The 25,639-nt window shown below is 35.5% G+C and carries 23 protein-coding genes and 9 tRNA genes; 7 read left to right on the forward strand and 25 right to left on the reverse strand.

Going from position 1 to position 25,639, the window contains the following annotated elements; all coding sequences use genetic code 11:
• Positions 1-139 precede the first annotated feature (139 nt).
• A complete protein-coding gene (locus H6W53_RS11020; protein WP_108411076.1) occupies positions 140-898 on the forward strand; it encodes a response regulator transcription factor in 759 nt (252 codons plus the stop codon).
• A gap of 2 nt (positions 899-900) precedes the next feature.
• Here H6W53_RS11020 and H6W53_RS11025 read toward each other — a convergent pair whose 3' ends face one another.
• The 18 genes from H6W53_RS11025 to H6W53_RS11110 form a co-directional block, all read right to left on the reverse strand.
• Entirely contained in the window at positions 901-1,656 is a 756-nt protein-coding gene (locus tag H6W53_RS11025; RefSeq protein WP_185206791.1) for a ThiF family adenylyltransferase, read from the reverse strand.
• A gap of 131 nt (positions 1,657-1,787) precedes the next feature.
• Positions 1,788-2,573: a TatD family hydrolase gene (locus tag H6W53_RS11030; protein WP_185206794.1), complete on the reverse strand. Its 786-nt coding sequence runs from the start codon at positions 2,571-2,573 to the stop codon at positions 1,788-1,790.
• Between the two features lie 319 nt (positions 2,574-2,892).
• Positions 2,893-2,961 (reverse strand) — tRNA-Arg (locus tag H6W53_RS11035).
• A gap of 11 nt (positions 2,962-2,972) precedes the next feature.
• Positions 2,973-3,800, reverse strand: coding sequence for an SIR2 family NAD-dependent protein deacylase (locus H6W53_RS11040; protein WP_185206796.1), 828 nt, complete (start codon positions 3,798-3,800; stop codon positions 2,973-2,975).
• A 280-nt stretch (positions 3,801-4,080) separates the two neighbouring features.
• Positions 4,081-4,151, reverse strand: a tRNA-Cys gene (locus tag H6W53_RS11045).
• A 6-nt stretch (positions 4,152-4,157) separates the two neighbouring features.
• The gene (locus H6W53_RS11050; protein WP_185206798.1) at positions 4,158-6,086 is read right to left on the reverse strand and encodes a hypothetical protein; all 1,929 of its coding nucleotides are present in this window, start codon (positions 6,084-6,086) and stop codon (positions 4,158-4,160) included.
• Positions 6,073-6,591: a hypothetical protein gene (locus H6W53_RS11055; protein ID WP_185206800.1), complete on the reverse strand. Its 519-nt coding sequence runs from the start codon at positions 6,589-6,591 to the stop codon at positions 6,073-6,075. Before H6W53_RS11055 ends, H6W53_RS11050 begins: the two co-directional genes overlap by 14 nt.
• Positions 6,592-6,703: 112 nt before the next feature.
• Positions 6,704-6,775, reverse strand: a tRNA-Gly gene (locus H6W53_RS11060).
• 9 nt (positions 6,776-6,784) lie between these two features.
• Positions 6,785-6,857 (reverse strand) — tRNA-Arg (locus H6W53_RS11065).
• Positions 6,858-6,864: 7 nt separating this feature from the next.
• A tRNA-Asp gene (locus tag H6W53_RS11070) sits at positions 6,865-6,936 on the reverse strand.
• Between the two features lie 2 nt (positions 6,937-6,938).
• Positions 6,939-7,010, reverse strand: a tRNA-Gly gene (locus tag H6W53_RS11075).
• A 4-nt stretch (positions 7,011-7,014) separates the two neighbouring features.
• A tRNA-Ala gene (locus H6W53_RS11080) sits at positions 7,015-7,089 on the reverse strand.
• A 9-nt stretch (positions 7,090-7,098) separates the two neighbouring features.
• A tRNA-Glu gene (locus tag H6W53_RS11085) sits at positions 7,099-7,169 on the reverse strand.
• An 85-nt stretch (positions 7,170-7,254) separates the two neighbouring features.
• A tRNA-Val gene (locus H6W53_RS11090) sits at positions 7,255-7,326 on the reverse strand.
• Positions 7,327-7,330: 4 nt separating this feature from the next.
• Complete coding sequence (locus H6W53_RS11095; protein WP_185206802.1) at positions 7,331-8,695, reverse strand: SDR family NAD(P)-dependent oxidoreductase; 1,365 nt, start codon at positions 8,693-8,695, stop codon at positions 7,331-7,333.
• Positions 8,696-9,126: 431 nt separating this feature from the next.
• On the reverse strand, positions 9,127-9,792 hold the full coding sequence (locus H6W53_RS11100) for a hypothetical protein (protein ID WP_185206804.1): 666 nt from the start codon (positions 9,790-9,792) through the stop codon (positions 9,127-9,129).
• 300 nt (positions 9,793-10,092) lie between these two features.
• Positions 10,093-10,806 (reverse strand): DUF434 domain-containing protein, encoded by a 714-nt coding sequence (locus H6W53_RS11105; RefSeq protein ID WP_185206806.1) that lies wholly within the window; start codon positions 10,804-10,806, stop codon positions 10,093-10,095.
• Between the two features lie 11 nt (positions 10,807-10,817).
• Positions 10,818-11,804, reverse strand: coding sequence for a hypothetical protein (locus H6W53_RS11110; RefSeq protein WP_087708894.1), 987 nt, complete (start codon positions 11,802-11,804; stop codon positions 10,818-10,820).
• A 338-nt stretch (positions 11,805-12,142) separates the two neighbouring features.
• On the opposite strand from H6W53_RS11110, the gene H6W53_RS11115 reads away from it, so the two are divergent.
• From H6W53_RS11115 to H6W53_RS11125, 3 genes are all read left to right on the forward strand, one after another.
• On the forward strand, positions 12,143-13,171 hold the full coding sequence (locus H6W53_RS11115) for a LacI family DNA-binding transcriptional regulator (RefSeq protein WP_076392860.1): 1,029 nt from the start codon (positions 12,143-12,145) through the stop codon (positions 13,169-13,171).
• A 243-nt stretch (positions 13,172-13,414) separates the two neighbouring features.
• Positions 13,415-13,816 carry a hypothetical protein gene (locus H6W53_RS11120; RefSeq protein WP_185206808.1) on the forward strand — a complete coding sequence of 134 codons (402 nt, stop codon included), beginning with the start codon at positions 13,415-13,417 and terminating at the stop codon, positions 13,814-13,816.
• A gap of 52 nt (positions 13,817-13,868) precedes the next feature.
• Positions 13,869-14,375, forward strand: a complete 507-nt coding sequence (locus H6W53_RS11125) for a hypothetical protein (RefSeq protein ID WP_185206811.1) — start codon at positions 13,869-13,871, stop codon at positions 14,373-14,375.
• 82 nt (positions 14,376-14,457) lie between these two features.
• On the opposite strand, the gene H6W53_RS11130 is transcribed toward H6W53_RS11125, so the two are convergent.
• Positions 14,458-14,691: a hypothetical protein gene (locus H6W53_RS11130; RefSeq protein ID WP_076392864.1), complete on the reverse strand. Its 234-nt coding sequence runs from the start codon at positions 14,689-14,691 to the stop codon at positions 14,458-14,460.
• 179 nt (positions 14,692-14,870) lie between these two features.
• Positions 14,871-15,344 (reverse strand): hypothetical protein, encoded by a 474-nt coding sequence (locus H6W53_RS11135; protein WP_185206813.1) that lies wholly within the window; start codon positions 15,342-15,344, stop codon positions 14,871-14,873.
• A gap of 204 nt (positions 15,345-15,548) precedes the next feature.
• Between H6W53_RS11135 and H6W53_RS11140 the strand changes: the two genes are divergently transcribed.
• The 3 genes from H6W53_RS11140 to H6W53_RS11150 all read left to right on the forward strand — a co-directional run bounded on the left by H6W53_RS11140 (position 15,549) and on the right by H6W53_RS11150 (position 17,873).
• On the forward strand, positions 15,549-16,034 hold the full coding sequence (locus H6W53_RS11140) for a hypothetical protein (RefSeq protein WP_185207059.1): 486 nt from the start codon (positions 15,549-15,551) through the stop codon (positions 16,032-16,034).
• A 646-nt stretch (positions 16,035-16,680) separates the two neighbouring features.
• The gene (locus H6W53_RS11145) at positions 16,681-17,235 is read left to right on the forward strand and encodes an REP-associated tyrosine transposase (protein WP_185206815.1); all 555 of its coding nucleotides are present in this window, start codon (positions 16,681-16,683) and stop codon (positions 17,233-17,235) included.
• Positions 17,236-17,525: 290 nt separating this feature from the next.
• On the forward strand, positions 17,526-17,873 hold the full coding sequence (locus H6W53_RS11150; RefSeq protein WP_185206817.1) for a hypothetical protein: 348 nt from the start codon (positions 17,526-17,528) through the stop codon (positions 17,871-17,873).
• A 250-nt stretch (positions 17,874-18,123) separates the two neighbouring features.
• On the opposite strand, the gene H6W53_RS11155 is transcribed toward H6W53_RS11150, so the two are convergent.
• The 5 genes from H6W53_RS11155 to H6W53_RS11175 all read right to left on the reverse strand — a co-directional run bounded on the left by H6W53_RS11155 (position 18,124) and on the right by H6W53_RS11175 (position 25,223).
• Positions 18,124-19,740, reverse strand: a complete 1,617-nt coding sequence (locus H6W53_RS11155; protein WP_185206819.1) for a UxaA family hydrolase — start codon at positions 19,738-19,740, stop codon at positions 18,124-18,126.
• A gap of 6 nt (positions 19,741-19,746) precedes the next feature.
• Entirely contained in the window at positions 19,747-21,210 is a 1,464-nt protein-coding gene (locus H6W53_RS11160) for a tagaturonate reductase (RefSeq protein ID WP_185206821.1), read from the reverse strand.
• A 422-nt stretch (positions 21,211-21,632) separates the two neighbouring features.
• Positions 21,633-23,168, reverse strand: a complete 1,536-nt coding sequence (locus H6W53_RS11165) for an MFS transporter (protein ID WP_185206823.1) — start codon at positions 23,166-23,168, stop codon at positions 21,633-21,635.
• 179 nt (positions 23,169-23,347) lie between these two features.
• Positions 23,348-24,007, reverse strand: a complete 660-nt coding sequence (locus tag H6W53_RS11170; protein WP_185206825.1) for a bifunctional 4-hydroxy-2-oxoglutarate aldolase/2-dehydro-3-deoxy-phosphogluconate aldolase — start codon at positions 24,005-24,007, stop codon at positions 23,348-23,350.
• A gap of 208 nt (positions 24,008-24,215) precedes the next feature.
• Complete coding sequence (locus H6W53_RS11175; RefSeq protein WP_185206827.1) at positions 24,216-25,223, reverse strand: sugar kinase; 1,008 nt, start codon at positions 25,221-25,223, stop codon at positions 24,216-24,218.
• Positions 25,224-25,639 lie beyond the last annotated feature (416 nt).

Raw genomic sequence — 25,639 nt, forward strand, 5'->3', positions numbered from 1 at the left:
TTAAAATTTAAATTATGCATCGTTTTGTTTTCTTTTGTAAAAATATTGTAGCGAATTGCATTATTTACTACACTTTTGTGTAGATTTGCTACAAACAATTAAATCACACCTTAGTGTGTAGATAAAAACACTGTAAATAATGGATGAAGTAAATAAGTTCTTCTCTTATAAGAATAGAATAGAAAATAATTTGGGTGCTGAAGCCTTTGAAACAGAAAATTATCTTGAAGTGATCAAAGCTTTTTCAAGGCTTACATATCAAAGTTTATATGTAATAGATTATGAAAAGAAAATTTTTGAATACGTCTCAGATAATCCTTTGTTTCTATGCAACTGCACACCCGAAGAAGTACAGAATCTTGGATATCTTTTTTATTTCAAGAACGTAACAAAAGATGATCTGGAACTACTTTTTAAAATAAATGAAGCGGGGTTCAATTTTTTTGATAAACTTCCCGTAGAAGAAAGAAAGCTGCATACTATATCTTATGACTTTCATCTGGTAACTGAAAATAAATCAGCAATTCTTATCAATCATAAGCTTACACCATTATTTTTATCGAAAGACGGTAAAATGTGGAAAGCGATGTGTATTGTATCATTATCGCCAAACAGCTCTTCAGGTAATATTAATATATACAAACAGGGAACAGATGACATTTGGGAATACAATCTTGTTGCAGAAAAATGGACTTTAAGAAAAAAACTAAGACTTTCCGAAAGAGAACTGGAAATTCTTAGGCTGTATGCTCAGGGTTTAACGATTAATGAAATAGCGCAAAGGATTTTTATATCTGCAGATACCGTAAAATTCCACAGAAGAAAATTATTCGAAAAATTGGGTGTATCTAACATTACAGAAGCTTTGGCTTATGTTACGAATAATAAACTTCTGTAAGCTTAAACGCTCTGCATAATGGTATTTAAGTAAAATTCAGGAAATACTTTAAAAGATTTATGAGTTGCAATATTGAACATAATATGTGTACACATTGCCGCGACCGTCCACGAAGCAATTGATAATTGTGGTGGTGGCAGACTTTCTTTTTCGTTTTTGTAATCCTCGATGATGTTTTCCAACCATTCGTGCGGCTGCTTCCAAAATCTTAAATATCCAGCAACATATTCTACCATCTTCAGCTCATTAAAATTTTTATCATTTGTAAGACTGCTTATGGGAAGACCATTCGGAGCAATAACAGTCACCAACCCTCCCCAACCAAGATTATAAGGATGCAAAATATGAAGTTTTTTCTTTTGACATATTTTATCAAAACGTAAAGGAATATCGCTGGTAAAATCCAAAGCATTGATGGCAATTTTATTTTTCCCGATAATTTTCTGCAAATTATCTTCAGTAATAAATTCATTATAAAATTGAAGTTTCGCCTCCGGATTTATACTTTTTAATCTGTTGTATAAAGTCTCTGCTTTATATTCCGAAATGTCATAAAATGTATAGTTTTGCCTGTTAAGGTTTGAGTTCTCTACCACATCCCCATCAATAATAGTTATGTTTTCAAAGCCAAATCTTAAAGCACATTCGGCAATATTACTCCCAATTCCGCTGCCTGCAAGAAGAATCGGAATATCCTTAATCTGATTTTGTTCTTCTTCAGTTACATATAAGCGGTTTCTGGAATAACGATCATTCATTTTAACTATTTTTTACAAATATATTGATATGACATTACATTGAGACTACACTAATGACTAGAAAATAATAAAACAACTACAATAATTTATAACAAAAAAAAGAGTTTTACATCATCTGTAGAACTCTTTTTTTATATCCTGAAAAAATTACGGGCGACTTCCGTGGTTTCATCTGCAACTTCTGCTATGCTGATTTTCTTCAGATGGGCAATCGTCTGTGCTACATACGGTAAAAAGGAAGGTTCATTTCTGCGGTTCTGCATTCTCGGCATATTTTTCGGAAGCATAAAAGGCGCATCGGTTTCAATCATCATTCGGTCGAGCGGAACGTATTTTATCACTTCTTCCAAATGTTTAAACCTGTTCTGATCGCTGATGGCTCCGGTAAATCCTAAGTAAAAGCCTTTATCCAGATATATTTTGGCTTCCTGTAAAGTTCCTGTGAAACAATGAACCACAGCTTTTGGAAGTTGAGACAAATATTCATCCGTTATTTCATTAAATCTTCTGAAAGCAGATCTTTCATGAAGAAAAAGCGGTTTCCTGACTTCTATGGATAATTCAAGCTGGGCGCGATAACATTTTTCCTGAACAGGTCTTGGCGAAAAATCCCTGTCGAAATCCAGTCCGCATTCTCCTACGGAAACAACGTGGTCTTGTTTTAATAATATTTTTAATGCAGGAATGCTTTCGCTGTTGAAAGATTTTGCATCGTGAGGATGAATTCCCGCCGTTGAAAACAGAATTTCGGGATAATCTTCTGCAATTTCCGCAGATTCTTGGCTTCCGCGAACGCTCGTTCCCGTGAGGATCATCTGCTCTACTCCATTGTCGAGTGCGCGGTTGATTATTTCTTCCTGTTCGTCATAAAATTGTTTATTGGTTAAGTTTATACCAATGTCGATTAATGTGTTCATTTTTTTTATTAAATTTAGTTTTATTGGACATATTTCTTTTGCCTTGAAGCAAAAGAAACAAAAATTCAAGACCTGGAATCTGAATGCTAAAAATTAATAATGTTCTCTAAAAATTCTAAACTCGCGCGAATTTCACATTTGTCCTTCGGTTCTAAATAGCTCCCGCGCTCAAACAGTAGAATTTTTTTAACGTTCACATGATTAATTTTCTTAACGCTTCAGCTTCCTATGTCGGCTTAATGAAATAAAATCTGCGTCATCCGCAAAATCTGCGAGAGAAAAAGATTAATCATAAAATGTTTTTAAAATTTAAAAAAAGGGAAACAGGCAGGAATTGAACCTGCAACTCATCTTAGAATGATGCGCTTTTCCGTTAAACTACTGCTTCCGTATGAAAATTTAAGCGTTTATAATATCTTCAATCATCTCCTTTAATTCTGGAAGTGCTTTTGAACTGCTTTCCTGTACCGAAAATAATGTTTTGCTTCCTTTTAAAATATAATCAAAATACGTATCGCTTTCAGGATTGATCAGGACGATCCATTTTGCACGGATTTTTACTGTTTCCACAATATTTACAGGCAAAGCCGTTGATCCCGAGGTTCCGACTACAAATAAAATATCTGTATGGTCTGCAATGTTGTACGCTGTATCGAAATGATAGTATTTTTCATTATAACTTTCATCAAACCATAAAGTATGAGGACGAAGCCAGTTTCCGCACTTTTTACATTTCAGATCGTCGATATCATCTGCCGTTAAATCTTCGGTATACTCTTTAAATTTAATATTTTCAGGAAAATCGAAAGGTTCGCTGCATTCTTTTGAACAGCGTACTTTCTGCTTGCTTCCATGAATTTCATATACGTTCTGCGTTCCCGATCTTTGGTGAAGCCCGTCAACATTTTGAGTAATTAGCTTAAATCTTTCACCTAAAAGTTTTTCAATTTCAGTAATCGCCAAATGTCCCGGATTAGGTTTTGCTTCGGCAATCATTTTCTTCCAGAACAGATTGTACTGCCATACTTCTTCCTGATTCTGGCTGAAATATTTATACGTCCCGAATTCTTCCGGACGGTGATATTTTGTTCCTTTAATCCAGATTCCGTCGATCGAGCGGTAAGTCGGAAGTCCGCTTTCCGCAGAAATTCCGGCTCCGGTAAGGAAAGTAATGTATCCTTGTTTTTCTTTGAGGATGGTATTTAATATGGTTTGTAATTCTTTCATGATTTTCATTTTAATTTTCTTTTGCCTTGAAGCAAAAGAAACAAAAGTTCAAGACTTGGAATCTTACGCTAAAAATTAATAATGTTCTCTAAAAATTCTAAAACTCGTGCGAATTTGGTATTTGTTTTTTGATTTAATATTTTTCACCGCGCTCAAACAGTAGAATTTTCTTAACGCTTCAGCTTCCTATGTCGGATTAATGAAAAAAAATCTGCGTCATCCGCAAAATCTGCAAGAGAAAAAGATTAATCCTAAAATGCTTTTTAAATTTTAAAAAAACAGAAACAGGCAGGATTCGAACCTGCAACCCTCCTGTGCTCGGAGTGCTTTTCCAGATTAAACTACTGTTTCTTATAATTAGGTTTCAGCTTCCAGAAGACCAAAATATTCTGAAGCGGTTAAAGCTCTTACAGCACCACGCGGCGGAATTTTTTTATTCAGTTCGCAAATCAGCAGATCTCCCTGTCTTTTTAAACATCTGATGTGCGGGATGATGTTTTCATGAATTCTGAAAGTGGATGCAATTGCCGTTAAAGCATTGTCTTTATACGCTTCTTCAATCCACAGCCAATGTTCTTTTTCCGTAGAGGGACACCAGCATTTTACAGCATAAGAATAGCGGTTTACAGAACCCCAGACAAATATTCCGAGTTTTTCATTTTCAACCTGATGAACTTCATACTGATTGATTTTTTTTGTTATATATTCATTTCCATTATCATCATATCCAAAATAATTAACCTCAATTTCTGCCTGATTGATCTTTTCAGCTTTCAGGTTTTTCATTAAATTCCCGACTCCGAAATAACTGAAACAGAAAAGCTTAAAGTTTCGGTCTTTGTCATTGAAAAATTCATCAAAACCGATCGGCTCTACTTTATCCCATAATTTTTCGATTCTATTTAAAACATCATTAAAAACCGGAGTATTGTAATGCGTCCACTCTCTTTCAAATTCCCGTGTTTTAAAATTCTGAAAGCTGCTATGTCTCAGTTTTAAAATAGAAATCAGCTTTTTAAAATAATGACGTTGCAAATTCAAAACAAAAGTAAAATTTGACCTTCCGACAATAAACTGATCTTTTGTAATGCAAAGGCTGTCCGTAACTCTAAAATAAATATTTTTTGCCACATTCTCCAGTCCGGTATGCGTTCCGTAAAAATAATGCGTAACCTCCTTCAAAGAAGGAAACTCATAGCCTGCTAAACTGGCATTATCTAAAATTCCTACATATTCCAGAGATTTAAGCTGAACTTTTGAAGAACCCAATATTCTTCCGTTGACTTTCTTTAAATGATCAAATCTATTATGAGTATAGGCATGAATGTCTAAATCTCCGCCAATTTCAACAATATTCGGGGCTGAAATCTGATAGGTACAAAATGTATTTTTTATTTTTTCCAGTGCATTTAAGTAACAGGTTCCCGAACCATGATTTTTCAATGCTCCGTTTATTTCTTTCAATACGGGAAAAGAAGCTCCGGATCGATGATTGATCATAATTCCGCCAGAGATTTCCAAAGCAGAAAAGTTAACATACGAACCATTTTCAAGATGAATGGTGCCCGTCATTTCCTGAAGTTCAGGAAAGGAAAGTTTTGCCCGCACAAAGCGAAGATTACCTGTCATTTTTTTCAGCACAGGGAAATCATGGGTACATTCATCGGCTAAAGAATCATTGATTTCTATTTTAAGCCCTCCATGAACGAATTCCAGATTCGGAAAGGAAATTTCTTTACCAAAAATGTTGATTCTTCCGCGGATTTCCTGATGCGGTATCATAATATGGTCTCCGAAAATATCAATATTAAAGATGCCGTCTTTCGGAAGGTTTTTAACTTCATACTGATGGTTTATCGGGATAACGACTCTTCCCTGTACCAACTTTTTACTTTTTGCGTACACGGCAGCGTTTTTCAGTTCAATGCTTCCTCCTATTGCTGCTAAGTTTTTAAAGCTGAAATCAACAATACATTTAAAATTACCTCTTACTTTTTCCAACCGATCCAACATTGCATGGCAATGCATCGTAAAATTTTCTTCTACCATTTTCAGCTCCGGAAAAGAACAGTTAGGAGCATCTATGGAGAGATTCCCTTTTACAGTCTCAAGATTCGGAAAATTGCAGCCTTCCCCTCTCAACACGAGATTTCCTTTAATTTCAGTACAATCAAAGGCTGTGTTTTTAGCATAAATTTCTATGGATGCATTCTCATCAAAAACAGCTTCCGTGAAGTCTTTTACGGAAAATATTTTATATCGTTGTATGGGTTTAGTCGTATGCATTTTCTATGAGTCTTGTTATGGGGTTATATTCCTGCTGAATATATTTTACAAAACATTCGCTTTGGATGCGGAGCGTTTTGTGTTCGTTATGCGTGATAAAAGAATCCTCTGAAGTAATGAATGTTTCCGTTACTCCGTTTTTATCATAAATACTGTAATTTTTAGCTTTCAGCATATGCTGGTTGCTTGTTTTTTCAAGACAGTAAGTTTTAAAATCTTTGGTGAATTCTGAGAAGTTTTCAATTGGATCCTGATTATTAACCGGTCTTTTTCTTTCAGTTCTGGTTAATTCTTTTTCTTTTTTTTCAGGCTTTTCCAACGTTTTTTCTACAGATCGGGGAACAGGTTTTGGCAAAGTTTCCAAAATGACTTTTTCTGTTTTATGTACCAAAGGTTTAGATGTTTCAGGAAGCTTTTCAACAACCGGTCTTTCTTTCCACTGCATCGGAACCGGGGTATACACTTCGTCAATAATTCCGAAAAAAACTAATACTTTTTTTAACATGGCTTTTATTTTTAAGATAAAGCAAAAGAAGGCCGGGATCGAACCGACAACTTATTCGGTCGGAATATATTTTTCCGGATTAAACTACAACTTTTGTCTTATGTATTCATTGTGAAATGGGCAGGAATCGAACCTGCAGCCTCTGACTTGGAAGGTCAGCGCTCTTCCCTTGAGCTACCATTTCCTTTTTTTGGGAGACAAGCAGGACTCGAACCCGCAACTCATTTTAGAAGAATGTATTTTTCCATTTTTATTACTATTGTCTCCATTTTGGGAGCGCAGCAGGACTTGAACCTGAATTTCCGGCACGATAAGCCGGTGTCCTTCCATTTAGACGATGCGCTCTTAGAAACGGGCGGGACTCGAACCCGCGACCCTTAGTGAGGAAGACTAATGCTCTTCCATTGAGCTACCGTTTCTGTTTGGGGAGATAAGCAGGATTTGAACCTGCATCTATTCCGTGCAGGGAATACATTTTTCCGATTAAACTATTATCTCCGTTTTGGAAAGCGTGTGGGACTCGAACTCACGACCTCCGCCGTGAAAGGGCGGCATTCTTCCAGCTGAACTAACGCTTTCTATTTGGAAACTCAACAGGACTCGAACCTGTAACTTTACATAGTAGATGCAATGTTTTTCCAGTTATAACTATGAGTTTCTTTCTAAAAAGTACAGGACTTGAACCCGTGACCTTCTGGGCGTCAACCAGATGCTCTTCCTCTGAGCTAACTTTTTATATTTACCAGTCATTAATTTTATAATTTTTCAATAAAACTCCGCTGAAATAATTTCCGTTGATTCCTTCCACAATAGGATGCAGAATTCTCGCAGCTCCGTCCACAGAATCCAATGGCGGAATGTATCCCTGCTCAAACTGTTTCTTTCTTAAACTTTCCCTCGCACCTGTGGAAATCCATCCTACATCTACTGCCGTCATATAAATCTGATCTTTTTCAAATTCTTTAGCAGAAGTAAGCGTCATCATATTCAAAGCTGCTTTCGTCATATTGGTATGCGGATGAAACATCGTTTTGTTGTTATAACTGAAAATACCTTCTGAGGATGTTACATTAACGATGAATTTTTCTTTGAAAGAAGAAGCCTTCATTAAAGGTTTTAATTCTTTGATCAGAAAATACGGCGCAATGTGATTGATTAAATTCACCTCAACCAATTCATACATCGAAATTTCTTCCAGTGTGGAGTTCCAGCTTGTTTTATCACGATTATCCACTGGTTGTCCAAAGCGTGTTAAAGCAACATTTGTTTCTTCATTTTCCGCATATTCCAGTTTTCCGACCTCTGCGGAAATGGGGGTTGCGTTCGGAATCAATTTATTATTGTTTTTAAACTCAACGAGCATTTCGTTTTCACGTCTGATGATCGGAAGGTAATACTGATCGGGATATTTAATCGTCTGTGCCGCATTATTGATGAGAATATCAAGCGTTTCAAATTTCGACTGATAAAAATCTACAAATTCCTGAATTGCTTTTAAATTTCTGAGATCGAGACCATAGATCCAAAGTCTGTCTTTCCATTCTTCATAATCTGCTTCCTGCTGCAAAGTTTCCAGTGCCAAAGCCGGAAAACGGGTCGTCAAAACCAAATTGGCACCATTTCTTAGGAGCTTTAAAGCGGTTGCGAAACCTACCTTTACACGTCCTCCGGTTAAGATGACATTCCGTCCCGTTAAATCTGCCAAAAGAAAACGTTTTTCATAATTTTCATCCGCACATTTCGGGCATAATCTGGTGTAAAAGGAATGGGCGTACTGATAACTCTGGTTACAGCAGTAGCAGTTTTTGGGAATCTGTAATCTGGTGAGTTGGGTATCATTTTTTTCATCATCATAAAAAGCAGAAACTCCCGCCAAAGCTTTTTTCATCAGTACCGATTCTGAATTAATTTCAAGATCGTGCGTTTTCATCTGAGAATAACTTTCCAGACGGTTTTGTTTTTTGGCGTTCTTATGAATTTTTGTGATCAACCCGGAAAAAGTTTGATTGTCCGGATTTAGAAATGGCTCATCTTTCAGGGCTTTTAATACCTTGAGACATGATTCCCATTCGTTTTGCGTAAAGTTTTGGTTAGAAAAATCCATTGCTTTTTATTTTACTCTTACAAAATTATCTGCGTAATGCGCAATGTTTTTACGTAGAGATAAAAATTTTTAAACCATTAAGCTTTTTTAACCTGACTTCGGGATAAGTCTTCTTAAACGCAATGGTTAAACAAAGAGATTCAATTATCAAGAATGCCGCTTTTAAGATATACAAAGGCGTAAAACTCATCAAAGGAATACTATTTTTGCCTTCTTTAAATAAACGAAGTGCCTTTGTTTAGCTTACAAATTTTCAATAAGTAAAAAAATCTTTTGTTTTTCTTTGCGATAAATTAATATAACACTACAAATCAATTATTTAAACTCATTTCTTATCACGAACTGAGTTTTTTTAATTAGTTAAGATTAAATCATTTTGATTTTAAGGTTTATAGTAAGAGACTTAATGACATATTAAATGGTTTAAAAACTTATTGTAAAGAATTTTCGTCATTAATAAAAAACTCCACAAAGCCGATCAAATGTTTTCCGCCATGGCTCCAGCGGATTCCGTGACCTTCTTTTTCCCTAACCTCAAAAACCAGTTCGTGTTTATAATGAAAGAAAACATTCCACCATGTGGTGTGGTCGAGAATGTAATTGATTTTCTCCATCACTTTTTGCTGTTTCTGCTGATTATTTCCTTTTACTTCGCCCCAGAAATCGTCATTTAGCCGACCAACGTGTTTTTCCCAAGCTCTCTGCGCAATGGTAATTTCGCTGTTGAAAGGCTTTTCGCAGGCTTCGATCAGTAAACTTCTTAAAGGCGGAACGGCGTTTTCATCACGAAGACTTGCCGAAGTGTGGCGTTGTCCTAAAATATTCAGCCAATGTTCAAAAGGAATTTCTTGCAATTGTTTTGCTTTGTTTTGATCTGAATTTTCAGATTCAAAAACAGAGATGAATAATTTAAAACTTTCATCACGGTCGATTTTAATTTCTTCATTAAAATAGGGCAGATCCCAATCTAAAGCCTGATTTTTAAATTTCTGAATGTTTTTCTGTAAATTTTCAAGATGTTCTTCGGCTAGAATGGCGTGATATTTTTCTTTCCATTCCTCAGAAAATAATGATGTATATTTTTGAAATGATTGCATGGGTTTTTATTTTTTTTAATACGAATAACGCTAATGTCTTTCACAAATAGCACAATAATTATTTGTGTTTTTAGTGTTAATATTTGTGCAATTTGTATTTACTTAAACTCGAATAACACTAATTTTTTCACAAATATCACAATTAATTATTTGTGCTTTTTAGTGTTTTTATTTGTGCAATTTGTGTTTACTTAAACTCGAATAACGCTAATGTTTTCACAGATAGCCCAATAAATTATTTGTGATTTTTAGTGTTTTTATTCGTGCCATTTGTGTTTAGATGTAGCATTTGTGTCTAAATCAACACATTTTGATAACATTAGCCGAAAGATTTTCTTCCTGAATTAAATACCCGATGAGATTGAACCAGCTTTTGCAATGATCCAGAATCCATGCATCGGAAGATATTACAATTTCAGCATTTTCTGCTAAAAATTTATCGGGATTAAATTCCAGTTCAACGTTCCAGTTGAGGTTATTTTCAATGGCAAAATCCATGATCATCTGTTTAATTCTTCCGCTGTTTGACACTGGTTTATCGAAAATCCAGATCAGCTTTTCTGCATGAGATTTATGCAAAAAAGAAGCAACGAGTTCAATGGCCTTCTGCGTCTGATTTACTCTTTTGTATGTTCCGAAAACACCGGAAAGATCTCGGAAACAGCCATCCGTTCCTTCGAAAATATAAGCTCCGGAAAGAAGGCTTTCCAGTAAAATCAGGACATTGAAGCCATCAAGATATATTGTTTTGGTTTTCAATTCAGAAATTTCGAGTTGTTTAGATTTTCTGTTCTGAAGCTGAGTTTCTGAAGTGGAAGCTCCACGAACTGCCTGAATCTGTCTTGTTTTGAGGCGGTAATGATTTCCCACCAGTTCCGACGAAGCTTTTTCAGCATAATTCCGGCTTAATAAATACTGCATATCCTGAACTGCCAATTTCATTTTCTCAAGCTGTTTTGCGGAACCGAATAAGGTATCATCTCCTGTATTTTTTCCCCGATTTCTGTTGCTCATGCCCAAATGAATTATTTTTCAGCGTAAGTATAATAATTTGCATTGGAATCGAAAATAATTAAGCTATTTTCTTTTATGCCGTAAGTTGCATTTTCGCTTATATAATCAAAATTTTCAGGCAAAGTTTCGCCGTCCGTTTTTAGCAGATTGTATTTGTTGTCTTTTTTAAATGCGCCAATAACATTATTTTGATAAGCTGGAGTAACACACTCAAATGGTGTTGAAAGAATTAAATTGAGTTTATTATTTTCATAGGTATAATAATTCCACTTACTGTTTTCGTATAGCATAACGTAATTCCCTATAAATTTTGCGTTTTCAAATTTTATTTTAAGAATCTCAGTTCCGTCTGGCAGATAAAGACCATATTTATTTTTCTTTTTTAAAATCAGTAAGTCTGTATTTTCTTTATAAATTAAACGGTGCTGCGAAATAATAGAATCCATTTCTGTTTTAAAAACCGGTCCTTTGTCCATCTCAATTAAATTATATTTCCCGTTTGGGCTTTTCGATATAAAATAATCGGGCGTTGCGGGCTCTCCGCAGTAAATAGAAGATTCCCGGAAAATTCCATTTCTCACATCATATTTAACGACATTATCGAATACTGCATATTTTTCGTAAGAAGTTAATTTAATCGGATAGGAAGATAAAGAGTAAAAAATAAATCTACCACTTCGATCAATCAATCCCCATCGGTTTTTATACTTTACAACAGCCGTTTTTCCAACAAAAGGATAAGCCATTTCAAATCCGTAAGGAAATATTTTTTGCCTTGTTTTACTATTATAAAAATAAAATTCATGGGAACCGTCACCAGAATAATCATATAAATTACTGACAAAAACCGTGTCATTATCAGTCATCCTAACGAAATTATCCAGCAAGTAAAAATCTATTTTATCTTTAAATTCAGAAAGTGGATTCTGAGAGAAAAGACTTCCGGAAAAGAATAGTAAAATGAGAACAGTATATGATATTTTCCTCTGCAAATTCATGGTTATAAAAATATTTTTACAAATTACAAAACTATCTCAATTAACAATACAAAACTGAAATTATTTATACTTACTGTTGTTACAGAAAAATCTTAAGAAAACTAAATCTAACAATAGCGGAAATACGTTTTATTTTATGCAAATCTACTCTTTTCAACTTAAGCGCACTGCTTTTTAATGCAAATAAAATCAGCAATTTAAGCATACCTTTTTTTTTATAATAACAGTTCTCTGTTATAATATCATTTCAATTGCTTTTTAATCTCCATAATTTGATTAAATTTACCTCAATAACGTATTTCCTTTTGAAGTACATCATCATCCTGAAAAAAGTTTTTATGAATAAAAAAAGTGCCACGATATACGATATTTCGAAAAAGCTAAATGTAAGTGTGGCAACGGTTTCCAGAGCATTGAACGATCATCCGAGAATAAGTGAGGCAACGAAGGAACTGGTAAGAAAAACTGCCAAAGAAATGAACTATAAGCAGAACAATCTTGCCAAAGCCTTAAAAAGCGGTGAAACTAAGAATGTGGGAATTATTGTTCCGTATATCAATACCAACTTTTTTTCTTCTGTTATACGCGGCATTGAAGAGGAACTTTCGCCTTTCGGTTATCATGTGATTATCTGCCAGAGCCATGAAGATGTGACCATTGAAAAAAAACATCTGAATACGCTTCTTAATGCGCAGGTTGACGGTATTTTCATGTCAGTTTCCAGAACAACTGTTGAAACGGAGCATATCCAGAATATTTTAGATACTTCAAATACGCCGATCATATTTTTCGACCGTAAAAAGGATATTCCGGGAATAAGTACGGTTACGATTGATGATTACCGGGGTGGTTATATTGCTACGGAGCACCTCATCAGTGAAGGTTATAAAAACATCTGTCATTTTTCGGGAGATCTGAATCTTGAGATTTACCGCAACCGTCTTAATGGCTATAAACAGGCACTCATCGATCATCATTTTTCTGTAAAAGAGGAAAATATTATTTCTACAGGAAGTTCTATTGATGCCGGAATCGATGCTATTAAAAAGTTGTGGGAAAGAAAATCTGTTCCCGATGCCATTTTTTCGTCCAGTGATTTTGCTGCTTTGGGAGCCTGTCAGGAACTTAAGAAAAGAAAGATTAAAATTCCTCAGGAAGTTGCCGTGATCGGTTTTTCCAATGAACCTTTCACCCAGTTTATGGAGCTTCCGATGAGTTCTGTAGACCAGACTCCGGTAACGATGGGGAAAATGGCAGGACAGGTTTTTATCGAAAGTGTAAAGGAAAACAGCTTCGGTGTTTCCATAGAGAAAAAAGTGGTACTGGCTCCTCAACTTCATATCCGAAAGTCTTCGAAGAGAAAGTAAGTTTTTTATTTTTTCTGAAATATTCTCGTGTTCATTTTCATCAGAAAACATTTACAAAATGTTTTTCAATATGATGAAAATGCTTTATATTGCGTAAAAACAGCCTCATTTTTAATGGAAAAATATGAATGACCTCGAAACTATTATAAGCAAATTAGAGAATGCAACTTGGTATTTTAGACCTTTTGTTCCTTTTGTAATAAAAATTGATTAGGAAAATAAATCTGGAAAAATCTTATTACAATGGCAATAAGTAAAAAAAATAAAAATAGAATTTCTGTGGATGGTAAAGAATATCTTTGGTGGATATTTGATGAGTACGATCAGACGGAATTTGACGGAATACAAATTAAAGCCGTATGCGCTGATCAAACTCATTTTATAAAATATGGTTTGCAGCAGAAAGATGAGAATCGCAGATTAGTGATTGCTTTGAAAAATTACGTTAAACTGATTCATCTCTCCTCACCTCCAAAGTTTGAAAATGATCAGGGAATAATTACCAAAAGCGGAATTAACAGAATGATAAAATGGTGTAAACAGGATGGACATCTAATTCAATATGCACGTGATGGAAACAATTTTAACCTGAATGACGAAGAAAAGCAAGCTCTAGTTAAAGAAATATTAAAAATGATATCTTAAATTTTATGACATTATAATAAAATATTAAATCATTAGTTGATTCAACGAAAACATGAAACATGAAATACTCAAAATATTAGATAAAAAGCACCTTTTAGTTGTAGGAAAATCTGAAACTGAAAGGCGAAATTTCGTCGGTTATATTATCGAAAATACAAATTATGAAGCCTTCAGGTTTCCGGCTGGGATGAAACTATTCCATGAATATTTAGACTTTGTAAAAAAGGAACAGCTTTATCAACCGTGGTATGAAGCAAAAAAATACAACGGAAACCAAATCTTAGATTTTCATCGGGATTGGATTTCCGAAAATAATTCTCTTTTGGTTTTGGAAGAGTTTGATTATATGGAGGAATCGTGGAAAATGGAATTATTCAGATTTTTTATCCCTGAAACTGAAAACCGCAGAAAAGGTGAAGACAAAATTAAAGTCATTTTCTCACAAAATTCTGAAAATGGATTAATCGATAAGCTTTCTCATATTATTACGCTAAAGGAATCCGAAAAAAGGACGAAAAGGCAGATCATTGAACAAAACTTAGAATTGATAAACATCTAAAATGTACACCTCATCCTTTTATTAATATTCTAAAAACAAAAAAAGCGGTTGAAAAAACCGCTTTACTTTTACCAAAGATTTGCTAGTAAACACATCCGCAACCTGTTTCCCATTCCTGACAAAGACGAATAGGCTCATTACACCATCCGCCGCCACCTCCACCGCCGCCGGTTACTCTGTAGCATATACCATCGTTACAGTAATAAGATCCTACAGTGGGTGGACAGTTTCCATCCAGGTCGCAGACTGCGTAAGCAACGTCACCGCCGCTGATAAGTACGAGCTGGCTTCTTTTTAATTTTTTTAGATTTTTCATAATGAATATTTTTAATTTGCTGATTACTAAGGTATAAAATTTTTAAATCACTTACAAGTGTTTTATATAAAATCGAAATTTTAAAGATTATGAACGAAAAGAAAATTCTCTCCGCGGAAGCAGAAATCATTTCAACGCTAATACTTAAAATAATTGGTCTGTAAAACTTCTGAATTAGTCTAATTCCTATTTAAAGAATGATACAATTCTTTTTTTAAATCCATTATAATTGTTTCCAGTTCTTTTCCATCCATTTCACATTCAACAAAGTATGCTCTTAAAATTTCATTCAAATTCCCTGAATATCCTCCAACACCGGGAATGGGTACTGAACCGTCGTTTGTTATTCTAATAATCTTTTTAGCAAAATCATTTTTTAACAAATCAAAACTTAATTGACCGTGATAAACGGAAAGCTTTAAATCAACATCTTTGTTATTTAAAAGGTCTTCGAACCAGTCAACAATCTTTACAACATCAGAAATAAGTATACTTGCTAACATATCTCTATTCCCAATTATCAGATTAAAACCTACATCATACGGCTCATAATCGTCCTCAAGTTCAATACCAGTCATAAGTTCAAACTCTTTGGGATCGAATGGAATTAATCGAAATTCCACATTTTGACCGTTAATGCCCTTGAATATCATAAATTTCTAATTAGTAAGAATTTTAAATATACAAAGTTTTCAGCCTGATCAAAAAAGAAAATGCTCCCTCCAGAAGCAGAAAGACTTTTCAAATAATTATTATAAACAAATTTAGTGTCTGAATAAAAATTTTTACTACATTCGTTTTCATTAAAAAAACACACGATTTTATATAAACAGTATTAACCTTTAAAATCAAAAATGATGGGATTAACGAATCTGAACTCCGTTCATTTGAGCAGTGCAAAGATCACTGCGGCACAGGATGCCATCACGGCATTGGAAACAGCGCTTGCTGAAATTAATTTTAATCTTTCCGCTGAAGACCGTAAACGTTACGGAAGCATTAACGAGCAAAACAAGCTCTTTGTGAACAAAGTCTACGACTACAACAGCAGTCAGCCCAACCTGAGTTCTCCCGAAGTCGACTGGGACGAATTCAACAGAGATCATACCTCCCGAAACAATATGGAAATGATGATCAGCAGGCTTGAAAGTATTATTACGAGACTTAAAAATTCCAAAACGCTGCATGATTACGACAATTACCAGTCGGCTTTGGTGGATTATTCGTACTCCACCTACAAAGCGGGAACTTCAGCTCCGGGATTTGAAGACAAGTACAAAGATCTGAAACAGTTCTTCGTGAAAAATTCAACTTCTACAGCTCCATCCGAAGAGAAAAAGTAAACAGTAACACACAGATTACCCCTCCCAATTCTAAGGAGGGGTATTTTTATGCTTTGCCTTAATCTTTTACCTGTTCCGACACGCTTTTTAATGATGTCAAGGCGTTACTTACTGTTCTGCATACGTTCAGTAAAGATTCAGAGCGGTCATTTAATCACCTCGATACGTCATTGAATAGTCGCACGACATCATCTACCCTCTTAGATACCTTCACAAAAGATTCGGAGGGGTCTTTTATCTATCCAAATCTATCTTTCACCTGTCCGGATAGGTTGCATGACCTATCTTAAGACTTACATTACCCCGCTGAAAATATCAATAACCCCAATGGATGTTTGAGGAACGTGTTTGGATAGGTTGGGTAACGTATCGAGACCTTTGAAGAATATGTCGGTACTTTCGTGGGACGTGTCGGGATGTATATTTTACGTATCGGGAGAGGCTAGGAACGGCAAATTTGAGTTTGGGAACGTGAACGATGTCGCGGATTTGCAATCCGTGAACAAAACTATAAGTGTTTTAAGCACGGATTACAAATCCGCGCTATCAAATCCATATTATCAACCCCCCACTATCAAATTACAAATCCACACTATCGAATCTGCATTATCAAAAAAATATTTTGTACATTTAAACAAAAACACAAATGTCTACAAAATACAAAGCTTTAGATATTGATCAGGCTTACTTTATCACAATTACTACCGTCGGATGGGTTGATGTATTTACCAGATTATCACAAAAAATGGTCATTATAGAATCTTTAAAATATTGTCAGGCTCAAAAAGGACTTTCTATTTTTGCCTATTGCCTAATGTCAAATCACCTGCATATTTTCTGCAGAGCAGATGGAAAGTATACATTATCTGAAATCATGCGTGATTTTAAAAAATTTACTTCAAAAAAAATCATTGAAACCATACAGTCTGAAACTGAAAGCAGAAAAGAATGGATGCTGGATTATTTTAAAAAATCCTGCGAACATTTATCTCGGGAACAAAAATTCAAAGTTTGGCAAGATGGATATCATGCCGAGGAAGTTTTTTCTAACAAATGGATTAAAGAAAAAATAAATTACATTCACCAAAATCCAGTAAAACAGAAAATAGTGACAGAACCTGAGCATTATTACTTCAGCAGTGCACGAAATTATGCAGACTTCGATAGTCCTTTGGATGTTTTTGTGGTTTTTATGGGGTGAATTGTTGCGAGTTGTAGTCACGGATTGCAAATCCGCGACATCGGGAAAGCTTTATCTCACGATGCAGAATTCCGACGGAGCAGGTTCTTATGCTGCAATTTTTGTATTTCAAAATGGAAAATTTTTAGAAAAACAAGTTGTTGCTCCTTTTTAAGAATTGTAAGACAATCAATATGAATATATTTAATTTTTTTCTTGTCATTATTTCGCTTTTATATCATTGCAAAGAAAATGTAGGAAATGAAATGTAATAAGTATAAGAATGATGATGAAGAATAAATACAATTTTTATGAAATACTCTGAAAAAGATTTTGACATTAAAAGGCTCATACGAAAATTAGATGCCGAATTTATTCTCCAGTTGTTGTTGTTGTTGTTGTTGTTGTTGTTAGAAAAATTGCCACCTTCAATGCAAACTATTTTGGATGCAGAGATAAAAGCGGGCAACAGAATTGTAGATGTTATGGAAGATTATCCAGATCCCCATTCGGTCTGCGTTACATTAGGTGAAAAATTTATAGTAAAACATAAAAACTTAGATGAAGATGAAGTAGAATTTTCCCTTTGCAACGATCCGCATTATTGGTTTGCAGACTATACATCAAAAACATATCCTAAACATCTCATTATTTGTTGAAGCTATGGGAATATTTTTTTACATATTATCACTTATACCTTTCTTTTTTGTCCGATGTCGCGGATTTGTAATCCGTGACTTTACGCTCAATGCAAAGCTATTAAAATATTATAGTTCTTTATTGTAAATATGAAATCAGCACGGATTGCAAATCCGCGCTATCAACAAACATGCTATCACAAAAAAAGAAAATGCTCCCTACACAAAGCAGGAAGCATTTTCAACCCTAATATTTAATATAAGTAAATCATTACAAAGAGACCCCTCGTCTCCATGGAATGAAATCATTCTGATTCAGTAAGTCGGCTTTCGTTTTCACTTCGCCGCTTGCCACTTTAATGATGTATTCGAGCAGTTCGTCTGCTGCTTCCGAAATGGTTTTATCTCCGCTGATAACCGTTCCTGCATTGAAATCGATGATATCCGACATTTTTTCCGCCAGAATAGTATTGGAAGAAATTTTAATCACCGGAGCAATCGGATTTCCCATCGGTGTTCCGAGGCCTGTGGTGAAAAGGACAACGGTTGCTCCGGAACCAACCAAAGCTGTTGTACATTCGGCGTCATTTCCGGGGGTACAAAGCAAATTCAGTCCGGGTTTTGTTGCGTATTCTGTAAAATCAAGAACCTCAACAATCGGAGCAGAACCACCCTTTTTAGCCGCTCCCGCGGATTTCATGGCATCAGTAATCAAACCGTCTTTGATATTTCCGGGAGACGGATTCATGTCAAAACCTGAACCTGCCGCCACAACAGATTTTTCAAAATCTTTCATGAGCTGAAGGAATTTCACACCGTCTTCATCATTGATGCAACGGTTCACCAACTCCTGCTCTACTCCGCATAATTCAGGGAATTCGGCAAGCATCGTTGTTCCGCCAACTGCCGCCATAATATCTGAAACCTCACCCAAAACTGGGTTTGCAGAAATTCCGGAGAAACCGTCTGAACCGCCACATTCCAAACCGATATTCAGCTTTGTGATGGGGGCAGGTTTTCTTTCGATATTATTAGCTTCTTTAATTCCTTCATAAGAATCTTTGATCACGCCGGTCAGCATTTCATCAATGGTTCCGGATTTTTGCTGTTCGTAAACAACAATCGGTTTTTTATTCTCGGGAGCCAAAGCGTGAAGCGCATCCATAAAAATCTGCACCTGAAGATTCTGACAGCCTAAGCTGAGAACCGTAGCACCGGCAACATTAGGGTTGTTCACATATCCTGCAAACAGTCTTCCTAATGCTTCCGCATCCTGACGAATTCCGCCACAACCGCCTTGATGCGTGATGAATCTTACATCGATATTTTTAAATACTCTGGTGTCTTCTTCCTCTTCCACTGCTGTATAAGAGGTTTCGCCACCATTTAATAATGATCTTAATAAAAGCTGATGCTTACTCGTTTTTTCGTGCAACAGCTCTTTTTCAAAAATATCTTTCAGCGTTTCGATATTTTTGTTTTCGCAGAATACCAAAGGAAAAAACAGCCAGATGTTTTCCGTTCCCACCTGTCCGTCTTCACGGTGGTATCCCATGAAAGTACGGTCTTTCCATTTGTCCACATTCGGGGGAGTCCAGCCTAAAGATTCAGTTTTGCCTTCTACTTTTGCGCTTTGGTGTTTTACATTTTCGGTTGTAATTACCTCACCTTTTCTGATGGATTGATTAGCTTTTCCGACAATGACACCATACATGATGATCTGATCTCCTTCTTGAAAATCTACGGCAGCAAATTTATGTTTAGCCTTAATGTCTTTTGCCAACGTATATTCTGCACCGTCAAGATGTACCGATTCTCCGGCAGATAAATCCAGCAGCGCTACAATTACGTTGTCTTTAGGATTTACTTTCAGGATTTTCTTTTGCATGATTTTTTAAGAATTGAATTCTACAAAATTGTTATACGCAGTTTCCATATCATTATGATCTATTTCATACAATGCCTTTGCCACTGCTGTTTTCAAACCTTCAATCTGAGTAAGGTCTCTATCCCAGAAAGAAGTTTCAGAAAGTGTTAATTCAGCTACTTTTTCATATTCTTCATTTAACCAGATTTCTTTGAATTTAGCTATAATTCCTTCTTCATCATTCAATGGAAGGACTTTTTCACCAAAACTTCCCTGATAGAATCGGATGAGACCTGCCAATGAAAAGGTAAGGTTTACCGGCAATTTTCCGTTGTTTTCAACATAGGTATGTAAACTCGGCAATACTCTTACTTTAAATTTAGATACAAAATATAAAGCAATACTTGCCAAATGATGCTTAATGAAAGGATTTCTGAAACGGTCGAAAACTTCTTCCGCGAATTCTTTCAGTTCAGTCTCATCTAAACCTAAGGTTGGATTCACTTCATTAAAAATGGCATCCTTCAAAAACTTTCCGATAAATTGTTCATCCACAGATTCTTTAACCGTTTCTTTTCCGGATAAAATTGCCGGAGCTAACATTAAAGTATGACCGCCATTCAGAATTCTTACTTTTCTTAAACGGTATGGCTGAATATCATCCACCACCAAAATCTGCTCGTTGATTTTGTTAAAGGGAATTCTTTCATTTAAATTTCCTGCTTCCTGAATGACAAAAAGAAGGAATGTTTCTGAAACCACCATCATCTGATCTTCATAATCCAACTGGTCTTCATAAGATTCCGCATCGTCTTTCGGATAACCCGGAACAATTCTGTCGACCAGTGTATTATGGAAATAATTGTTTTGATGAATCCACTCCACAAATGCATCTTCTAAATTCCAGAGTTGAGCATATTTGATGATAATATCTCTTAAAACAAATGCATTGTCTTCAATTAATTCGCAGGGAATAATTCTCAATCCTTTATCAGCCGCCCCGTTGAAATGTTTAAATCTTTCGTAAAGTAAAACCGCTACTTTTGCAGGGAAATTTTTGTGCGGGCCTTGGTAAGAGGTTTCCGTTTCGTCAAAAGCAATTCCTGTTTCCGTGGTATTGGAAAATACAAATTCCAGCTCTTCTTCTTTCGCCAAAGCTAAAAAATCTTCGTAATCAGAATATGGATTAACTGATTTCTGAATGGCAGAAATGATGTGCTTTTCATCAATAGTTTCTCCTTTTTTAATTCCTCTTGTGAAAAGAGTGTATAAATTATCCTGCTCTTCCATTTTCTGAATAGAGCCGTTTGGTGTTGCCTGTAAGTTGACAATACCCCCTTTCCAGTCGGTTTCTTTATTTAATTTATCAATTACATAATCTGTGAATCCACGCATGAAATTTCCGCCGCCAAACTGGACGATTTTAATGGGAAGTTTTTCCTGAATATTGCTTAATTCACGATTTAATTTTTGTTTTATCTGATTTTCCATTTTTCTAATATTGTTGCACTGGCTTTGGTTTGTTTTAAACGCAAACGGCGCAAAGTTTTTTTGAATAATAACTGTTTTTAAGTTCGCACAGGCGTTTCACTCAACGAAGGACTTAAAGTTTTACTTTTAACCATTAAGATTTATTAAGGATTTAAGGAAAGTTAAGGGAAATAAATTTCGTAAGATTGAATTTAATTTGTCTGTAAATTCTTAATTCTTCTTAACTTCTTATCTATTCTTAATGGTTTAATTTTTTGCGGTGATTTTTGGTTTTGAAAACAAAGTCCGCAAAGATTTTTTTTATCTAATGTATATTTTTAAGTTCGCAAAGGCGTTTCACTCAGCTAAGATCTCAAAGTTTTTATTTGTATAAGAGTACTTTTGCCAAACCTATAAGGTTTTTGAAACCTTATAGGTTAGTTTTATTTACTAATGACTTTATATTTCGGAACCAGTATTTTCATTACTGTCCATGCAATAAGGTACGCTACGGCGCAGATTGAGAAAATAATCATGTAACCTTTATCAATTCCGTCCTTAACGATTGCACCAGATTTTTCCAATTGTTCAAAAAATCCATCCGGTAATCTTTCGTTGATGTATTGAGGATATTTTTCCAGCAAAGGAATTCCGTCCACGGTTGTCCAAGCTTTGTGAGCGTGATCGAACAGAACACCTGAAGACTTATTAATTAAAAAAGAACCGATTCCGCCTGCCATTCCGCCAATTCCGGTAATGGTAGCAATGGCTTTTTTAGGGAACATATCGCCGACCGTCGAGAAAATGTTTGCAGACCAAGCCTGATGCGCTGCTCCGGCAACTCCGATAATCAAAACAGGAATCCAGTATGTTGCCGAACCTAATGGCTGTGCCAAAAGTGCCAAAAGCGGAAAAAATGCGAAGATCAACATGGCTTTCATTCTTCCTGAATAGGCGTTCATTCCTTTCTTTTCAACAAAATATTTTGGGAGCCATCCTCCGATGATGGAGAATAAAGTGATCATATACAATACAAATAACGGAAAAGCACTCTGCGTAGAATCCATTTTGTAAACGGAACTTAAATAAGCAGGAGTCCAGAATAAAAAGAACCACCAAACACCATCCGTCATGAATTTTCCAAAAGCAAATGCCCAAGTCTGTCTGTAACTGAAACATTCTTTGAATGTGAATTTTCGTTCTTCTGTTGTTACCGTATTTCCCTCAACAGCAGCATCTTCCTGATCCTGATTAATATACGTAAGCTCATGTTCATTCACTTTATGATGCTGATGTGGTTTTTTGTAGTAAAATACCCAAAGTCCCATCCATATAAATCCTAAAGCTCCAATGATGATGAACGCCCATTCCCAACCCATCGATTTGGCAATGAAAGGAATTGTAACGGGCGCTGCTAAAGCTCCGACCGTTGCTCCTGCATTCCAGATACTTGTAGAAAAAGCTCTGTCTTTTTTAGGAAAATATTCTGCTGTCGTTTTAATAGCTGCCGGAAAATTTCCCGCTTCACCAATCGCTAAAACGAAACGTGCAAAAATGAACAACGTAACACTTGTACTGATGATCGCAGAAGTATTGGAAACTGTAGAAATCAATTCTTTAGATCCCTGAAAACCTGCAAACCAGTTTCCGGTAAGAATTCCTGAGGTAGCAATTCCGCAAAAAGCGTGTAGAACTGCACCGACTGACCAAACTCCGATTGCCCAAAGGAAACCTTTTTTAGTATCCATCCAGTCGACAAATTTTCCTGCGAAAAGCATTCCTACGGCATAGAAAATGGAAAACAGCGCAGTGATATTTCCGTAATCGTTATTGTTCCAGTGAAATTCAGGAGCAATGAAATCTTTCCATGTTAATGATAAAACCTGCCGATCCAGATAATTGATGGTCGTCGCAATAAACAGCAACGAACATATCGTCCATCTGAATGCACTTGGTTTAAGAGATTTAACCGAACTCATACTTGTTTAGAATTTAGTTATTTTTTGTTTTAATTTTTAATGATGCGTTTTTTTTAACGCAGAGAGCGCAAAGATTTTCTTTTTAAACTTCATGTATATTTAAGTTCGCAAAGGTACTTCGACAAGCTCAGCATAAACTATTCACTCAGCGAAGCTATGTATTGCGTTATTTTTCATTATTACTTTAAAGTTTGGATGATTTCCAAAACTTTCTTCGTTTCATTTTCAATGGTTGCATAATCTTTAGCAGCCATGAGATCTTTGCTGATGAGTTTACTTCCCATTCCTACCGCAGAAACTCCGGCTTTGAACCAGCTTTCAATGCTTTCTTTCGTGGTATCTACTCCACCGGTCGGCATGAATTTCAGATTCGGGAAAACATCTTTGATGGCACTCATAAATCCTGCTCCTAAAGCATTTCCGGGGAACAGTTTTACAAATGTTACTCCTGCTGCTTCAGCAGTGATAATTTCAGTCGGCGTCATACAACCCGGACTGTACAATACGTCTTTCGGAATTAAAAATGCGGCAACTTCAGCGACAAAACCCGGACTGATAAAGAAATCTGCTCCCACTTTGTAATATTCTTCCGCTTGTTGTAGGTTTTTAATCGTTCCTATTCCCAGAAGCATTTCCGGCATTTCTAAATCTCGGACTTCTATCATTTTTTTAAAATTGCTTAATGCAGATTCTCCGCGGCTTGTATATTCTACTGCGCGAATTCCTGCTTTGTAAAGCGATTTCAGTATGTTTATGGTTACCGTTTCATCATCATTATAATACAGCGGTAAAATCCCCTGATTAACGATGGCGTTGGTAACGGTTTGAATTTTTGTCATTTTGTTTTATTTTTTCAAAATAATCTTTAATAGAATTAAGTCTATCATTTGGTGTGCTGTATTCTTTTAACGCGAAGTGCGCAAAGATTTTCTTTTAAAACTTCATGCATATTTTTAAGTTCGCAAAGGCGTTTCACTTAAATAAGACCACAAAGGTTTTAGTTTTGATTATAAGTTGCTTAAACTATCAACCAGAAACTAAGAAATTTTATCTCTTGATGCGCCCTCCGGAATTTCCTGCTATTACTTCAAGAATGTCTTCTGCACTGCAATAGTTGATGTCGCCTAAAATCGTGTGTTTGATGGCACAAGCTGCGTTGGCGAAATTCAGGGCTTTTTCATCGTCGAAATTTTTTAAGCCATAAATTAAACCTGCAGCGAAAGCATCTCCTGTTCCGATTCTGTCGACTACATTGTCTATTTCTAAAAATTCGGTTTCAAAATAATTTCCGTTGACCAAAGCTCTTCCCTGCGTTTGCTGAGAACTCGCCGTAATCCCAATTCTTATCTTATCGAAAATTTTATGAATGGATGGGCATTCTCTTTTTAATTCTTCACAGGCTTGTAAAAAATCTTCTTTATTGGATGAAAACTGAGTTCCTAAGATTTCGTTGATTTCGTTTACTCCACCAATGAAAATAGTTGATAGAGAAACCAGTTCTTTCAATACTTCGTTTCCGTTTTTTCCATATTTCCAAAGATTGGAACGGTAAGCCGGATCTGTGGTAATTTCGATTCCTAATTCACGAGCGGTTTGTAAACCTTCTTTGAGACTTTCATAAGCCGATTTTGAAATTCCGGGGCTGATTCCTGTCCAGTGAAAATAATCGCAGTCTTCCAAAGCTTTTTTCCAGTCGATTTTCTCTGCTTCTATGTTGGCAAATGAACCATTTAAACGGTTATAAGAAATTCTGCTTGCCCGAACTGATGATCCTACTTCTAAGAAATACAAACCTAAAGGATGTTCATTTTTAGAAATAAAATTGGTGTCAATTCCGAAACTTTTGACAAAAGATAAAGCCGATTCTCCCACGAAATCATCCGAAACTGCACTTACATGCTTTACTTCGCATCCCATGGTTGCTAATGACGAGGCGACATTAAGCTCTGTTCCGCCGAAGAAAAATTCCATTTCATGGCTCTGCTTCATGGTTCTGTTTCCGGGAGGAGAAAGCCGCATAATGATTTCACCGAAAGTAAGTATTTTGCTAGCCATATTTTAATAAATACTCTGTTTAATATCTGTTGTTATTTTAACGCAAAGTGCGCTAAGATTTTCTTTTTAAAACTCGATGTATATTTTTAAGTTCGCAAAGGCGTTCTACTCAGCCAAGCTCACAATGATTTTTCAAGTTTAGAAAAAATGCGGATATGTAATTATTGTTTATTTAAACCATTAAAATTTATTAAGGAGTTGATAATAGTTAAGTTTTAGCATCGCTTTAAGCAATCTGCTTAATAAAATCTAAGATTTTAAGCTTAAAAAACCTTAACTCCTTAATTGTCCTTAATGGTTTAAAATATTTTTTATTTCTCGCTGATTTTACAAATCTGGCAGATAATTATGTTATAAAAATCCGCGTAATCTACAAGGTTTTTAATTTCAACCATTAAGATGTTATTAAGGAGTTT

Origin of the sequence: Chryseobacterium sp. C3, from assembly GCF_014218905.1 — a bacterium.
Classification (GTDB): Bacteria; Bacteroidota; Bacteroidia; order Flavobacteriales; family Weeksellaceae; genus Chryseobacterium; species Chryseobacterium mucoviscidosis.